We start from the raw sequence: 14,584 nt of genomic DNA on the forward strand, positions 1-14,584 counted from the left end.
CCGTTTCCTGCTCCTCCGCGAGAGATCGCCGCCGTCGCGCCGCACCGGGGGTCACCGGATCCGGTGGCGTCCCGGTCCAGGCGGATCGGATGTCGGATCAGTTTCCGGTGCCGCGGCTGCCCCGCTGCCGGCGGTCCCGGGTGGAATGGTCCCCAGCGGGCCGGGGTGGCCGCCGGGGCTCGCCGCCCCGACCCGCGCTGCCGGCACCGCGGAGTCTCATCCCGGCGGCCTCGCTGGCGGCGCCCATCGTCGATGTCGCGGCGTACGACGGCACGCGAGGCCCGCTCAGGTCGATGGCCGGGGACGTGAACGGCAGGTGGCATTCATCGATGCCATCGCGCAGGGATCGCATTGCCTGATGGGGCTGGTAGTCGGGGTTGTAGCTGCTCATCCGCACCCGTCCGTCGTTTTCGAACCGGTAGAACTGGTACTGCCCCTGATTCCACTGGTACTCGTCGGGGCTGTCGTAACCGGACGCACCGCCGTCGCTGGTCGGCGAGGCCGACCGCAGCCAGCTGTTCTCCGTACCCCCGGGGTTGACTGCCATCGCGGACCTCCACATCGTCCCTGATCGAACCGACTCCCTGACGACGGCAGCGCCGGCACTCTGGTTCAATCCGGCCGGATGATCTGCGACACCGCCCGGGGACACGAACACGTGCCGCCGCAGCGGCGGCTAAGGTGTCCGGCGTGCCCCGATCCCGTCGTGTCGCCGTATCGCTGATCCTCGTCGCCGCGCTCACCACCGCCTGCTCCGACGCCGCCGACCCGGTAACCCCGGTTGCGCAGCCCGGTACGACACCGAGCGGCAGTACGACACCGGCCGGTGAGCCGGCTCCGACCGGTGCCGGTGAATGCGCCACCGTCCAACGTGCCTACCTGGCGTGGCAGAACCCGGCCCTGCCGAACACCGCCGCCGGGTTGGCGACGGCAGCGGAGGCCGACCTCGAATCGGCCGCAGACCGCAGCGAGACGCTCGCCACGGTCGCGAAGCGGTACGACAACCCGGCCGCGAAGCTCCTGCACAACACCGCCGTCGCGCACTCCTTCATGCTGTCCAGCCTCCACCTCGACAAGCTGACCGGTGGCGACGTCGACGGGAAGGCGGCCGGTGCGGCCGACTCGGCAGGCAGGTTGGAGTCGAGTTACCGGGCGTGGAAGACCGCCGTCTGTTCCTGAGCCACGGAAGCGGAACCACCGCCCGAACGTCCGTTCCACCCCCGACCAGGATCGTTCTGGTCCGCACCTGACAGGAGCCGCCATGCCCCGCCCCGACGGCCACTACTCGGACTACCCACCCCTTCAGACCGGACAGTCCTACGGCCCCTACGAGGAGGCGGTCCGGGCCCACCTCGAGCCTGGTGACCCGCGACTCAACCCTTCGAGTGTCTCCTACGTGGGGGACCCGCCGGGGGCCGCAGCCCGACGCCGGGAGAACCACTTCGAACGGGTCTACCAGCAGATCTGGGGTCCGACGAGCAGCACCTCCCCGCTTACACTGCAGACCAACGTCCGATCGCAGCCGGCCAGCGGTGAGCCCACCTCGGACTGGTCCGCCACCCCCATCTACGACTCGCCCCAGATCGGCATGGGAAATCCGATGACCGCGGGTGGCAGCCGGACCCGGAACCCCTGGAGCCAGCCGGCGGGTGCGACCCAGCAGCCCGGCCCGGGTTCGGCGGCGACCAGCGGTGCGGCAGCCGAACGGCTCTCCCAGTATCGGCAGCAGCCCCCGCCGGGCGGGCGCCGGACCAGTGCGACCGCACACCGCGGCAGCGTGTTCCAGCCTCCGTCCGGCGGCAACGCACCCCAGCGGTAAGGCCCCGCGCACAGCGGCAGCGGTGAGCCGCGCGGTGGCATGATCGCGGCCGTCCGGGGTACCAGTCCGGCATGAGGGCGAGCTTTCGGCTCGGGCGGGTCGCGGGCGTACCGGTCGGGGTGAACTGGAGTGTCCTGGTCATCTTCGCCCTGATCGCCTGGGCGTTGTCGGCCAGCCAGTTCCCCCGGTCGTATCCGGGGCACCCCGGCTGGCTGTACTGGCTGGCCGGGCTGGCCGCCGCTGTCGTGTTCTTCCTCGGGTTGCTCGCCCACGAGGTGTCCCACGCGATCGTGGCCAAGCGCAACGGGCTGGCCGTCGAGGGGATCACCCTCTGGCTCTTCGGCGGGGTGGCGGAGCTGAAGGGCGAGGCGCGGGACCCGGGCGCGGAGCTACGGATCGCCGGCATCGGGCCGCTGGTCAGCCTCCTGCTCGGGGTCTTCTTCGGGGTGATCGCGCTGGGCGTCGCGATGGCCGGAGGCGGCGGGCTGCTGCTCGGTTCGCTGTCCTGGTTGGCCGGGATCAACGTACTCCTGGCGATCTTCAACATGCTCCCGGCCGCGCCGTTGGACGGTGGCCGGGTGCTGCGGGCCGCGGTGTGGAAGGCGACCGGCGACCGGACGCGGGCCACCGTGGTGGCCGCGCGGGCCGGTTGGATCCTCGGCGTGGCGCTGATCGGTTTCGGACTGTGGCGGTTCCTGGTCGGGGCCGGCTTCGGCGGGCTGTGGCTGGCGTTGATCGGGTGGTTCCTGATCGGCGTGGCCGGCCTGGAGGAGCGCCAGGCCCGAATGGGCAGCGCGCTGCGCGGGGTACGGGTCGGCGACGTGATGACGCCACAGCCGCAGACCGCCTCCGGGGAGCTGACCGTGGCGGACTTCGTGGACAACTACCTGTTCGCCTACCGACACACGGCGCTGCCGCTGACCGTCGACGGCGAGCCGGTCGGCCTGGTCACGCTGGACCGGGTACGCGGCACGCCGGTGGAGAAGCGGGCCACCACCCGGCTGGCCGAGGTGGCCTGCCGCGCCGAGGACCTCGTGCTGGCCGCCCCGGAGGAGGAGCTGACCGACCTGCTCCCCCGGCTCAGCGCCTGCGCCGACGGCCGGGCCCTGGTGGTCACCGGCGGACAGTTGGTAGGCATCGTCTCCCCCAGCGACATCAGCCGCGCCGTGCAGCGCGGCACCCTACGCGACCAGATCGACGCCGGCAGCCGGTGACGCGGTCAGCCGGTGACGGTCAGCCGGTGACGGTCAGCCGGTGACGGTCAGCCGCGCGGAAAGTAACGGTCCAGTGCCTCCGTGCGGAAGGTGCCGGCCGGGTCCAGCCGGGTGAGCAGGGCGGCGAAGTCGTCCCAGCGGGGGTACGTCGCCGCCAACGCCGACGGGTCGACATCGAACACCTTCCCCCAGTGTGGGCGCGGCGCGAACGGGGCGAGTCGCCGCTCCACCTCGGCCACCACCGGCAACACCGCCGCCGGGTCGGCGATCCAGGTGAAGTGCAGGGCGACACTGTCCCGGTCGTACTGGGGGCTCAGCCAGAGCCGGTCGGCCGCGATGGTGCGTACCTCACAGGTCTGGACCACGGCGGCGAGCCGGTCGGCGACCGGGTCCAGGGCCGCGAGCGCCCCGGCCGCCGCCGACCGGGGCAGGTGGTACTCGGACTGCAGCTCGTCGCCGTTGCTCGGGTTGAAGCCGAGCCGGAAGTGCGGCAGCCGCTCGTGCCACGGCCCCGGCTCGCCGAACTGGGCCGTGCAGCTCTGCGCCGGCATCCCGGGCACCGGATGCTGCGGCACCTCGGCGGGCCGGGCACCCAGCCAATCCGCCGCCGGCGCGGGCTGGTCCGCGAGCTGCTTGCGCCACACCTGCATGAAACGCGGCCCACGCCAGTCGGTGAAGACACTGACGCTGTACGCCGAGTCCAGCGCCGCGTCGAGCGCCTCCCGGGGCAGGTCGAGGTGGACGTACTGGCGCATCTCGAAGGTGGGGACGACATCCAGGGTGACCTCGGTGACCACGCCCAGCGCGCCGAGGCCGACCACCATCCCGGCGAAGTCCTCGTCGCCGCGCCCCACCCGGAGCAGATCGCCGTCGGCGGTGACCAGCTCCAGCCCGGCCACGGCGGTGGCCAGGTTACCGTTGGCCGCGCCGGAGCCGTGGGTGGCGGTGGCGATCGAACCGGCCACCGAGATGTGCGGCAGCGAGGCCATACTCGCCAGGGCGTACCCCTGGGCGTGCAGCACGGTCGCCAGGTCGCCGTAGCGCACCCCGCCGGCCACGGCGACGGTCCGCCGGTCGGCGTCGATCCGGACCGCCGCCGGCAGCCCGGCCAGCGAAACCAGGTCCCCGGTGGTGTCACCGAGGCGGTTGAACGAGTGCCCGGAGCCCGCCGCCCGCAGCCGCGCACTGCCCGCCACGAGCCGACGCAGCTCGTCCCGCGAGGTCGGCCGGTGGAACCGGGCCGCCGCGTAGTGGACGTTGCCCGCCCAGTTACGCCGCCGCACCTCCGCCACCTCGGTGGCCGCCGGCCCGGTGGCAGCCGCTTCGGCGGTCGCCGGCCCGGGGGTCGCCGCTTCGGCGGTCGCCGGCTCGGGGGTCGCCGCCGGGCCGGGGGTCGCCGCCGGGCCGGGGGTCGCCGAACCGCCCGTCACCGGGCCGGTGGCCGCCGGGCCATTCGTCGTTGCCATTCCGGGGACGATACGCCTCGTCCCGCGCACCCGGCGAGGCGTCACCAGCGGGCATAATCCCGTCACGCACGGTCCGGACGGCGGTGCGGCGCGGTTGTCCGCGGCCCGACCGGGGAACAGTACGACGATGAGCAGCTACCGCGATCCCACCCTGCGAGGCGATGTCTTCCCGTCCGAAGAGGAGATCGACCCGACCGGCGTCGGTGTCGAGCCGGCCAGCGCACCGCCGACGCACCGGGCCGGCAGCACGCCCGCACCGGGACCGACGCCAGCTCCGGCACCCGGGCCGGCGCCGACGCCCCCGTCCGGGCCGCCGCCGCGTACCGGCGGGGCGCAGTCGATCGTCACCCACCACCTGGACGGCTCGACCGAGGTGGTCACCGACCTCGACGGCGACGGGGTGGCCGATGTGGTGCAGTTCGACCTGGACGGAGACGGCATTCCGGACATCACCTACCTGGACAGCGACCGGGACGGACGGCTGGACACGGTGCTGCGCGAGCCGTCCGCGGGTGGCCCCCTGCGGTGACCCACCACCTCGGGCACCGGCAGCGTTCCGTTGGTGTCTGACTCGTGAGACTCGGAGTAGAAGCGGCGGCGTAGACCTTGCCGTCGCAGGTGAAGGCGTTGTCGCTCGTACCCGGCGATCGTCGGATGGGTGGCCGACGTGCTGGCGACAACCGCTCTCGCCGCAGGCATGACCACGCCCCGGCACCCACCCGGGCCTCGGAACCGTCCCCGGTTGTGACGCCTACGTGTCGCCACGGGAAACTGCCGTCACGGATGTCGCGCAACAACCATGATGTTGTCCCCGCCTACCCCGTCCGAGACCCCACAACAAGGAAGTTGCCGCCTGCCCAGGTGCCCGCCTGGTCGCGTGCCCGCCTGCCCACCCGCCTGACCGCCGCCTGCCCACGTGCCCGCCTGCCACGTGGCCGCCTGCCCACGTGCCCGCCTGCCACGGGGCCGCCTGGTCGCGTGGCCGCCTGCCTGACCGCCGCCTGCCACCTGCCCGGCCGCCGTGGCCTGACCGCCGCCTGCCCACGTGCCCGCCCGCGCCTGCCGGGCCGCGTGGCCGCCCGGCCGCCCGCTTGACTGCCGTCTGCCCGCCTGCCAGCTGACCGCCGCCTACCTTGCTGTCTGACCGTCGGTCGGGCGCTGGGGTCGAATGGGTTACACCCGCCGGCCCACCGCGGTCCTGCGCGACGGGCCGGTGGGTGTGAGAGGGGTACCCCGCTCTACCGAATGCGTTAAGAGGGGGCCCTTCCTTACACCTGGGGGAGGACGGTGGTGGCTACCAGGTCCAGGTGGTCCAGGTCGGTGAGGTCGAGGATCTGCAGGTAGATCCGCTGGCTGCCGGCGGCGGCGTACCGGCCGATGGTGTCGACGACCTCGGCGGGGGTGCCGGCCAGGCCGTTGGCGCGCAGCTCGTCGGCGTCGCGGCCGATGGCGGCGGCCCGGCGTCGGATCTCGTCCTCGGTACGCCCGCAGCAGAGCACCAGCGCGTTGGAGTAGGTGAGTTCGTCGGCGTCGCGGCCGATCGCGGCGCAGGCCTCGCGGACCCGGCCGAACTGGGCGGTGGTGTCCTCGACGGAGACGAACGGCAGGTTGAACTCGTCGGCGTAGCGGGCGGCCAGCCGGGGGGTGCGCCGGGGGCCCATGCCGCCGAGCAGGATCGGCGGTCGGGGTTGCTGGACCGGCTTGGGTAGCGCCGGTGAGCCGCTGACCGGGTAGTACCGGCCGTCGTGGTCAAAGGTCTGGCCGGCCGGGGTGGACCAGAGGCCGGTGATGACGGCGAGCTGTTCCTCCAGCCGGTCGAAGCGTTCGCCCAGCGACGGGAACGGGATGCCGTAGGCGCTGTGCTCCTCGGCGTACCAGCCGGTGCCGATGCCCAGCTCGACCCGGCCGCCGCTCATCGCGTCGACCTGGGCCACGGTGATGGCCAGCGGGCCGGGCAGCCGGAAGGTGGCCGCGCTCATCAGGGTGCCGAGCCGGATCTGTCGGGTGTCGCGGGCCAGCCCGGCCAGGGTCGTCCAGGCGTCGGTGGGGCCGGGATCGCCGCTCACCGTACCCATTTTCAGGTAGTGGTCGGAGCGGAAGAAGGCGGCGTAGCCGGCGTCCTCGGCGCAGCGGGCCACCGTGAGCAGCTGGTCGTAGCTGGCCCCCTGCTGGGGTTCCGTGAAGATCCGAAGTTCCATGAGGCCGAGCATAGGTAGCGGCCGACCGGCTCGCCTCCGGAAGCTCGGATCGAAAATTCTTGCAGTGTTTGCAGGAGCACGCAAGGGCGACTTCATCAGGTGACCACTTCGAAATGGGTGGTTCACAATCACCCACATCACTGCTACGGTCTCGGCAACCCGCAACTTCTTGCGTAACTTGCAGGAAGCTTTGCCGTCCACTGGTCGGCAAACCGCTCCCGTCCCCCAGGAGAGTCGATGCGAACCATCCGACCGAAGGCCGCCGCAGCGGCCGCCGCCCTGGCCGCCACGCTACTGGCGGCCACCCTGAGCACCGTCGCCGCCGCGCCCCCGGCCACCGCCGCCGTGCAGGCCAACGGCGACTCCATCGTGCACCTGTTCCAGTGGCGGTGGAGCTCGGTGGCGCAGGAGTGCGAGACCAACCTCGGCCCCAACGGCTGGGGTGGCGTGCAGGTCTCCCCGCCCCAGGAGCACGTCGTCCTGCCCAGCTCCGAGGGTGCCACCTACCCCTGGTGGCAGGACTACCAGCCGGTGTCGTACCGGGTGGAGCAGACCCGGCGCGGCACCCGCGCCGAGTTCGTCGACATGGTGCAACGCTGCCGGGCCCAGGGCGTCAAGATCTATGTGGACATGGTGCTCAACCACATGACCGGCACCGGCTCGGCCGGCAGCGGGCCGGGCAGCGCCGGCACCGTCTACAGCAAGTACGACTACCCGAACCTGTTCAACGACGGCTCCGGTGACCGCTACGGCTACGCCGACTTCGGGCCGTGCTACCGCACCATCAGCAACTGGGGCAACAAGGCCGAGGTGCAGGACTGCGAACTGCTCGCGCTGGCCGACCTGAACACCGCCGACCCCGAGGTCCGACGCAAGATCGCCAAGTACATGAACTCGGTGATCGACCTCGGGGTGGCCGGCTTCCGGGTGGACGCGGCCAAGCACGTCCAGGAGTCGCACCTGGGCGACATCATCAGCCGGCTCAAGGACGTACCGGTCTTCGGCGGCAAGCCGGACCTGTTCCACGAGGTGTACGGCGACGGCACCGTCCCGTACACCGCGTACGCCCCGTACGGCGCGGTGACCAACTTCGACTACCAGCGCTCGGTGGCCTCGGCCTTCCGGGACGGCAACATCGCCCAGTTCGCCAACATGCCCAACTACGGCGGGCTCACCTCCAGCCAGGCGATCGTGTTCGTGGACAACCACGACACCCAGCGGGAGACCCCCACCCTGACCTACAAGAACGGCGCCCGCTACTACCTGGCCGACGCGTTCATGATGGCCCACCCGTACGGCCGACCGCAGCTGATGTCCAGCTACGCGTTCGGCTCGGTCAAGGCGCAGGGGCCGCCGAGCAGCAGCAACGGCACCACCAACGCGACCAACTGCAACGGCTCGGACTGGATCTGCGAGCACCGCAACGAGCAGGTCGCCGGGATGCCCAGCTTCCGCAACGCCGTGGCCGGCACCGCCATCGGCAACGTGGTCACCGACGGCAACGGCCGGCTGGGCTTCGCCCGGGGCAACCGGGGGTACGCGGCCTTCAACGCCACCGGCAGCGCGTGGAACCGGTCGTTCACCACCAACCTGCCCGACGGCACGTACTGCAACGTGGCCCGGGGCACCTTCAACCGAGGAACGAAGGCCTGCACCGGTGGCGTGATCACGGTCAACGGGGGCAGCTTCACCACCAGCATCCCGGCCGACCGGGGGGTGGCGCTGCACGTGGACGCCCGTACCGACGGCACGACCCCGAACCCGACGGCGACCCCCACGCCGACGCCGACCGCCACCCCGACGACCGGCCCCACCCCGACCGTCCCGGCCGGCGCGACCCGCTTCACCGTGACCGCGCAGACCAACTGGGGCCAGGAGGTGTACGTCGTCGGCTCGATCCCGCAGCTGGGCAACTGGAACCCGGCGGGCGGGGTCAAACTGAGCACCAACTCGGGCAGCTACCCGACCTGGACCGGCTCGGTCGACCTGCCCGCCGGCACCTCCTTCGAGTGGAAGCTGGTCAAGATCGGCAACGGCGCCACCCAGTGGGAGAACGGAGCGAACCGGACCGGCACCGCCGGCTCCCCCCTAACCGCCACCTGGCGCTAACCCCACCGTAAGGAAGGGCCCCTTGTTAACAGCGGGCGGTGAGAGGGGTTCCCCTCTCGACCGGAAGCGTTAACAAGGGGCCCTTCCTTACACGTAGGGTGGGGTGTGGTAGGCAGTGTGTAGGGCGGCCAGGCCGGGGGCCTTGGGGGTGAGGGTGCCCCAGCCGGAGTTGAAGTAGTTGGTCCGGGCGATCAACGGGCCCCGCTCCGCGTTGAGCTGGGCGATGGCCGCCGGCACGGTGGCGATCCAGCCGGCCTGGTCGGGTATCTCGGCGACCCGGACCCCCCACTCGGCGATCAGCACCGGTCGGGACAGCGCCACCGGGCCGAGGTCGGCCACCGCCCAGTCCTTGGTCCGGCGGAACCGGGCCAGCGCGGTGTGGCTCGGGTCGGTGGCGTAGGCGTTCCACTGCAGGAAGTCCAGCCGGCCCATCAGGGACTCCGGGTGCACCCGCCGGAAGCAGGCGCGGTCCCAGCCGCCGGTGCCGACGGAGAAGGTGGTGCCGGCGGGCAGCTGCCGGGCCCGGAACCAGTCGACGATGTAGCGCAGCGCGGTCACCGCACGGGCGTCGGCCTGGGCCCCGGTGTACGCCGTACCGCCCTCGGTGGTGCCGAACTCGTGGTCGGTGTCCAGCTCCGAGGCGAGCTGGATGTTCACCCCGAAGCCCATGGTCCGGTACTGGGACAGCGCGCGGGCCAGCAGCCCGTCGCACTGGCCGGCGGTGACCTGTCCGTACCCGTAGGCCTTCGGCCAGGTGGTGTTCGGGCGCTGCTGGATGGTCATGTTCGGGGCCGGCACCCGGTAGGCGACGCCGTCCACGGTGAAGTTCTGCGGCCCGGTGTCGGGCGCGCCGTAGTGCTTCAGCTCCAGCACCATGTTGATCATGATGCCGGTCAGGCCGAGGGTACGCAGCCACGGTCGCTGGTAGCCGGGGAAGACGTTGCCGTCGGCGAAGCTACGGTACTGGGTGAGCGAGCGGATGTTCCCGCCCACCAGGTCGGCGGTGGGGTCGGCGTTGCCGGAGAGGTAGTAGCCGCCGAGCACCGGCGCGGTGACGGTGTACTCGACCTGGTCGGTGGCGATGTTGCCGAGGCTGTCGCGGACCTGCACGGTAACCAGGGGCATCACGCCACCGCCCGGTGTACGGTGACCGACCCGTCGTCCGACAGCCGGGTCCACGCCCGTCCGGCGCTGTCGGAGACGGTGACGGTCAGCGTCGTCGGCTCGAACGTCGGCGTGACGGTGGTCGGGGCGCTGCGGCGGCCGGCCTGGTCGGTGACGACCACGGTGACGGTCAGCGGCTGCCCCTCGGCGACGCCGTAGACCACGGTCAGCAGCATCGGCTCGCCGGGGGTGTAACGGGACTTGTCCAACCTGGCGGTGACGGTGGGTAGGGCCATCCCGCCTCCCTTCTTCCGGCCGGTACGGGTGACCGGCGGCACCGGGCGGGGGCCGGGCTCACCCCGGTAGGGGTCGACACCCGCGCTCACCTGGTAAAACGATCCGAGGGGCGACCAGCCTCGGTCGGCCATCGGACGCCGCCGATGTCAACCACCTGGTTGCGCGTCGCCGGTCGATCGACCCACCACGCCGGATCCACGACCAGCACAGGGAGTTGCGGGAACGCACCGGCCAGCTCGGACGGTGGCCCGCCCGTGGCCCGCCGGGTCAGGCCGCGTCGCGCCCCCGCGGGGCCCGTTGCCGACGGGCCAGGTGCGCGGTGCCGGCGACCAGGCTGCTGGCCAACGCCATCCCGATCAACACCATGATCGCGCCCACCGCGAAGAGACCCGAGTCGTCGTTGGCCGCGGCGTCGACCGTCCAGGCCGCGGTGAAGACCACCGTCATCACCGGCACCACCACCCAGGGCTTGAGCAGCCAGCCGGCGACCGCCCCGACCACCACCAGGGTGACGACACACCCGACCACCTGCCAGCCGGCGTACGGGCCGCTGACCTCACCGGTCCGTGGATCCTCGGTGTAGCCGGTCTCCCAGCCCAACCAGGCCGCCCAGACGGCGAGGGTCACCACCGCCAGGAGCAGACCACCGAGCAGGTTCCGGGTACGCGTCGACGTGTGCACGCCTGCGATCCTTACCCAGTCCGGCCGGGCGCGGAACAGTACGCGTACTCAGTGGACCCGGCCGGGTGTCGGAAAAGGGCAGGCCGTCCCCGGACTCCGTGATTAGTCTGAGTCGATGCCCCCCGCCATCCCGCACCCCGAGCCGGGCACGCCGGACACCTCGGGTCCGCTGCGCTACATCTGGTGGCTGGTCCGGTGCCAGCCGTTGCGGGTGCTGCGCGGCAGCGTGTTCGGGACGGCCTGGATGGCCGGGCTGGCCCTGCGGCCGTACCTCATCTCCCGGGCCATCGACGACGGGCTCCGCGCGGGCGACCACCGGGCGTTGCTCGGCTGGGCGACCGCGATCCTGCTGGCCGGGTTCGGGCTGGCCTGGCTGGGCATCCTCCGGCACCGCACGATGACCTTCGTCCGGGAGGACGCCAGCGCCCGCTCCGCCGAGGTGCTGCTGCGTCAGCTCGCCCGGCTCGGCGCGGTCCTGCCCCGCCGGCTGGCCGCCGGTGACGTGGCCACGGTCAGCGGTTACGACGTGACGCGTACCTCGCAGGTGTTGACGTTGACCGGGCCCGGTGTGGGTGCCGTGCTGACGTACGTGCTGGTCGCCGTCCTGCTCTGGTCGATCGATCCGCTACTCGCGGTGCTGGTGCTGCTCGGGGTGCCGGTGATCGCGGTGGCCCTCGGGCCGCTGCTGCGGCGGCTGGAGCGGGTGGAGTCGACGTACCGGCAGCAGCAGGGTGAGCTGACCACCCGGGCCGACGACATCGTCGCCGGGCTGCGGGTGCTCGCCGGGGTCGGCGGCCGGCACCTGTTCGCCCGCCGGTACGCCGACCGTTCCCAGCGGCTGCGCGCCGAGGGGTACCGGGTGGGCACGGCCCGCAGCCGGATCGAGGCGGTGACGCCCGTGCTGCCGGGGTTGTTGCTGGCGGCGGTGGTCTGGCTGGCCGCGCGGATGGCGATCGACGGCTCGATCACCGTCGGTGAACTGGTCGCCGTGTACGGGTACGTGGCGGTGCTCATCGTGCCGGTCTGGTTCCTGCTGGAGGGCAGCTACCAGCTCATCCAGGGTCGGGTCGCCGCCCGCCGGATCGTCCGGCTGCTCCGGCTGACCCCCGACCCGGCCACCGCCGGGCGCCGGCCGGGCGTGGCGGCGCCGCGGCGGCCCGCCGAGTTGGCCGACCCGGCGACCGGGCTGGTGGTACGCCCAGGTCAGGTGCTCGGTGTCGCCGCCGACGACCCGGCCCAGGCCGAGGCGCTGGCCGACCGGCTCGGCCGGTACGTCGCCAGCGACGTGACCTGGGGCGGCGTGCCGTTGGCCGCCGTCGCACTCGACGAGGTACGGGCCCGGATCCTGGTCGCCGAGCCCGACGCGTACCTCTTCGCCGGCACGCTGCGGCAGGTGCTGCGCGGCCGGACGACCAGCGACGACCCGGCGATCCACGCGGCGCTGCACGCCGCGTCGGCCCGGGACGTGGTCGACTCGCAACCCGGCGGGCTGGACTCCCCGGTCGACGCCCGGGGCCGCACCCTCTCCGGTGGCCAACGACAACGGGTACGCCTGGCCCGGGCCCTGCTCGCCGAGCCGGAGGCGCTGATCCTGGTCGATCCCACCTCGGCGGTGGACGCGCACACCGAGGCGCGGGTGGCCCGGCGGCTGCGCCAGGCCCGCCTCGGCCGGACCACGATCGTGCTGGCCACCTCACCGCTGCTGCTGGGGCACGCCGACTCGGTCGGGTACCTGCGGGACGGCCGGATCGTCGACACCGGCAGCCACGCCGAGCTGATCGAGCGGAATCCGGGCTACCGCGCCCTGGTCGCCCGCGACAGCGACAGCGACCCCACCGGTTCGCCCGACCCGCTCCCTGGTGCCAGCGGAACGTCCGGCCCCACCGGAACGGCTGCCGGGGCGGGGTGGCTGCGGTGACGACGAAGCTTCCGGTCGCCGACCGGGTGGTGGTCCGGCGGGCCACCCTCGCCATGCTCGCCGGTGACCGGTGGGCGGTCGCCGGGGTCCTGGCGCTGCACGCCGCCAGTGCGCTGGCCGGGCTGGCCACGCCGTGGCTGCTCGGCCTGATCGTCGACGCGGTCACCGGCGGCGGCAGCGGTGCGGTCGGCGTCGTGGACCGGCTGGCGCTGGCCATCGCCGGGTGCGTACTGGCCCAGGGGCTGTTCACCAGGTACGCCGAGTACGCCGGGCACCGGTTCGGTGAGCGGGCGGTCGCCCGGCTGCGCGAGGACTTCGTCTCCCGGATGCTCGCCCTGCCGGTCTCCGTGGTGGAGCGTGCCGGCACCGGTGACCTGGCCACCCGCAGCTCGGTCGACGTCTCCACGGTCGGCACGATGCTGCGCGAGGTGGTGCCGGTCGTCGTCATCTGCAGCACCCAGCTGGTGCTGCTCTTCACGGCGGTGTTCCTGCTGGACCCGCTGCTCGGGCTGGCCGCGTTGACCGGGCTGCCCCCGGTCTACCTGGTGACCCGCTGGTACCTGCGCCGGGCCAGCCCGGCGTACCTGGCCGAGGGCGCGGCGAGCGCGGAGCTGACCGAGGCGCTGACCACGACCGCCGAGGGCGCGCGGACCGTGGAGGCGCTGCGGCTGACCGACGAGCGGATCCGCTCCGGCAGCACCCGCGTCGCCGGGGTGTGGCAGGCCCGCCGGGCCACCCTGGCCCTGCGGTCGGTCTTCTTCCCGGTGGTGGAGAGCAGCTACGCGGTGCCGATCACCGTGGTGCTGCTGGCCGGTGGCTGGTTCCTGGCCCGGCAGACGGTCACCCTCGGCGAGGTGGTCGCCGCCGCGCTCTACCTGCAACGGGCGATCGAACCGCTGGACCGGCTGTTGCAGTGGATGGAGCAGGCCCAGCGTGGCCTCGCCTCGTTCGCCCGGGTACTCGGCGTCGGACAGGTGCCGCCGGAGCCACGCGGCGGCGGGGCCACCCCGGACGACCGGCGGTTGGTCCTGCGCGACGTGCGGTTCCACTACGGCGACGGCCACGAGGTGCTGCACGGCGTCGACCTGACCGTCGGCCCCGGTGAACGGTTGGCCGTCGTCGGCCCGTCCGGAGCCGGTAAGTCCACCCTGGCCCGGCTGCTCGCCGGCATCGACGCCCCGCAGCAGGGTGTGGTGCGCCTGGGCGGCGTCGAGGTCACCGACCTGGACCCGGCGCAGCGACGACGCCGGATCGCCCTGGTCACCCAGGAACACCACGTCTTCCTCGGCTCGCTCCGCGACAACCTGGTGTTCGCCGCACCGGACGCCACCGACGACCAGTTGCGCGCCGCGCTGGTCGCGGTCGGTGCCGACTGGTACGCCGACCTGCCCGACGGCCTCGACACACCGCTGGGCGACGGGGTGCGGACCCTCGCCGCCGCCGACGCCCAGCAGCTGGCGCTGGCCCGCATCGTCCTGGCCGACCCGGACATCCTGATCCTGGACGAGGCGACCGCCGCGCTGGACCCGAGCACCGCCCGGCGTACCGAACGGGCCCTCGCGGCGGTGCTGGCCGGCCGGGCCGTCATCGCCATCGCGCACCGGCTCAACACCGCACACGACGCCGACCGGGTCGCGGTGCTCAGCGACGGCCGGATCACCGAGATCGGCGCACACGACGAGCTGGTCGCCGCCGGTGGCGCGTACGCCGCGCTCTGGCACTCCTGGCACGGCTCCTGACCCGGCGGGCGGGACGGGCGGGGCCGGCGGCTGTCCGAA

Annotated in this window: 13 protein-coding genes; 7 read left to right on the plus strand and 6 right to left on the minus strand. The window is 72.9% G+C overall.

Annotated features, from left to right (window positions below):
• Positions 1-97: 97 nt before the first annotated feature.
• Complete coding sequence (locus tag ACN28G_RS18210) at positions 98-547, minus strand: hypothetical protein (RefSeq protein WP_421479886.1); 450 nt, start codon at positions 545-547, stop codon at positions 98-100.
• Between the two features lie 143 nt (positions 548-690).
• Here ACN28G_RS18210 and ACN28G_RS18215 point away from each other — a divergent pair, with 143 nt between their 5' ends.
• The 3 genes from ACN28G_RS18215 to ACN28G_RS18225 all read left to right on the plus strand — a co-directional run bounded on the left by ACN28G_RS18215 (position 691) and on the right by ACN28G_RS18225 (position 3,033).
• The gene (locus ACN28G_RS18215) at positions 691-1,179 is read left to right on the plus strand and encodes a hypothetical protein (RefSeq protein WP_139135739.1); all 489 of its coding nucleotides are present in this window, start codon (positions 691-693) and stop codon (positions 1,177-1,179) included.
• 82 nt (positions 1,180-1,261) lie between these two features.
• Positions 1,262-1,819 (plus strand): hypothetical protein, encoded by a 558-nt coding sequence (locus ACN28G_RS18220; RefSeq protein ID WP_091441889.1) that lies wholly within the window; start codon positions 1,262-1,264, stop codon positions 1,817-1,819.
• Between the two features lie 71 nt (positions 1,820-1,890).
• A complete protein-coding gene (locus tag ACN28G_RS18225) occupies positions 1,891-3,033 on the plus strand; it encodes a site-2 protease family protein (RefSeq protein WP_091441894.1) in 1,143 nt (380 codons plus the stop codon).
• Positions 3,034-3,080: 47 nt separating this feature from the next.
• On the opposite strand, the gene ACN28G_RS18230 is transcribed toward ACN28G_RS18225, so the two are convergent.
• Complete coding sequence (locus tag ACN28G_RS18230; RefSeq protein ID WP_421479888.1) at positions 3,081-4,499, minus strand: D-arabinono-1,4-lactone oxidase; 1,419 nt, start codon at positions 4,497-4,499, stop codon at positions 3,081-3,083.
• Between the two features lie 127 nt (positions 4,500-4,626).
• On the opposite strand from ACN28G_RS18230, the gene ACN28G_RS18235 reads away from it, so the two are divergent.
• Entirely contained in the window at positions 4,627-5,028 is a 402-nt protein-coding gene (locus ACN28G_RS18235; protein WP_421479890.1) for a hypothetical protein, read from the plus strand.
• Between the two features lie 739 nt (positions 5,029-5,767).
• Here the strand turns inward: ACN28G_RS18235 and ACN28G_RS18240 are convergent.
• Complete coding sequence (locus tag ACN28G_RS18240) at positions 5,768-6,697, minus strand: LLM class F420-dependent oxidoreductase (RefSeq protein WP_421479892.1); 930 nt, start codon at positions 6,695-6,697, stop codon at positions 5,768-5,770.
• A 237-nt stretch (positions 6,698-6,934) separates the two neighbouring features.
• Here ACN28G_RS18240 and ACN28G_RS18245 point away from each other — a divergent pair, with 237 nt between their 5' ends.
• A complete protein-coding gene (locus ACN28G_RS18245) occupies positions 6,935-8,806 on the plus strand; it encodes a carbohydrate-binding module family 20 domain-containing protein (protein ID WP_421479893.1) in 1,872 nt (623 codons plus the stop codon).
• Positions 8,807-8,893: 87 nt separating this feature from the next.
• Here the strand turns inward: ACN28G_RS18245 and ACN28G_RS18250 are convergent, their stop codons facing one another.
• The 3 genes from ACN28G_RS18250 to ACN28G_RS18260 form a co-directional block, all read right to left on the minus strand.
• A complete protein-coding gene (locus tag ACN28G_RS18250; protein ID WP_091441901.1) occupies positions 8,894-9,931 on the minus strand; it encodes a hypothetical protein in 1,038 nt (345 codons plus the stop codon).
• A complete protein-coding gene (locus ACN28G_RS18255; protein WP_421479895.1) occupies positions 9,931-10,296 on the minus strand; it encodes a hypothetical protein in 366 nt (121 codons plus the stop codon). The genes ACN28G_RS18250 and ACN28G_RS18255 overlap by 1 nt, the downstream gene beginning before the upstream one ends.
• A gap of 178 nt (positions 10,297-10,474) precedes the next feature.
• Entirely contained in the window at positions 10,475-10,888 is a 414-nt protein-coding gene (locus ACN28G_RS18260) for a hypothetical protein (RefSeq protein ID WP_091441904.1), read from the minus strand.
• A 115-nt stretch (positions 10,889-11,003) separates the two neighbouring features.
• Here ACN28G_RS18260 and ACN28G_RS18265 point away from each other — a divergent pair, with 115 nt between their 5' ends.
• Both ACN28G_RS18265 and ACN28G_RS18270 read left to right on the plus strand, forming a co-directional pair.
• Positions 11,004-12,806, plus strand: coding sequence for an ABC transporter ATP-binding protein (locus ACN28G_RS18265; RefSeq protein ID WP_421479897.1), 1,803 nt, complete (start codon positions 11,004-11,006; stop codon positions 12,804-12,806).
• Positions 12,807-12,859: 53 nt separating this feature from the next.
• A complete protein-coding gene (locus ACN28G_RS18270) occupies positions 12,860-14,545 on the plus strand; it encodes an ABC transporter ATP-binding protein (protein ID WP_421480934.1) in 1,686 nt (561 codons plus the stop codon).
• Positions 14,546-14,584 lie beyond the last annotated feature (39 nt).

The sequence above is a fragment of the Micromonospora sp. WMMA1923 genome, from assembly GCF_049179195.1.
In the GTDB taxonomy this organism is placed as follows: domain Bacteria; phylum Actinomycetota; class Actinomycetes; order Mycobacteriales; family Micromonosporaceae; genus Micromonospora; species Micromonospora yangpuensis.

Excerpts from the sequence above, each read along its gene's own strand:
- ACN28G_RS18225 (WP_091441894.1), top strand. The coding sequence starts at position 1,891 with ATGAGGGCGAGCTTTCGGCTCGGGCGGGTCGCGGGCGTACCGGTCGGG.
- ACN28G_RS18210 (WP_421479886.1), bottom strand. The coding sequence starts at position 547 with ATGGCAGTCAACCCCGGGGGTACGGAGAACAGCTGGCTGCGGTCGGCC.
- ACN28G_RS18240 (WP_421479892.1), bottom strand. The coding sequence starts at position 6,697 with ATGGAACTTCGGATCTTCACGGAACCCCAGCAGGGGGCCAGCTACGAC.
- ACN28G_RS18270 (WP_421480934.1), top strand. The coding sequence starts at position 12,860 with ATGCTCGCCGGTGACCGGTGGGCGGTCGCCGGGGTCCTGGCGCTGCAC.
- ACN28G_RS18250 (WP_091441901.1), bottom strand. The coding sequence starts at position 9,931 with ATGCCCCTGGTTACCGTGCAGGTCCGCGACAGCCTCGGCAACATCGCC.
- ACN28G_RS18220 (WP_091441889.1), top strand. The coding sequence starts at position 1,262 with ATGCCCCGCCCCGACGGCCACTACTCGGACTACCCACCCCTTCAGACC.
- ACN28G_RS18245 (WP_421479893.1), top strand. The coding sequence starts at position 6,935 with ATGCGAACCATCCGACCGAAGGCCGCCGCAGCGGCCGCCGCCCTGGCC.
- ACN28G_RS18230 (WP_421479888.1), bottom strand. The coding sequence starts at position 4,499 with ATGGCAACGACGAATGGCCCGGCGGCCACCGGCCCGGTGACGGGCGGT.
- ACN28G_RS18235 (WP_421479890.1), top strand. The coding sequence starts at position 4,627 with ATGAGCAGCTACCGCGATCCCACCCTGCGAGGCGATGTCTTCCCGTCC.
- ACN28G_RS18265 (WP_421479897.1), top strand. The coding sequence starts at position 11,004 with ATGCCCCCCGCCATCCCGCACCCCGAGCCGGGCACGCCGGACACCTCG.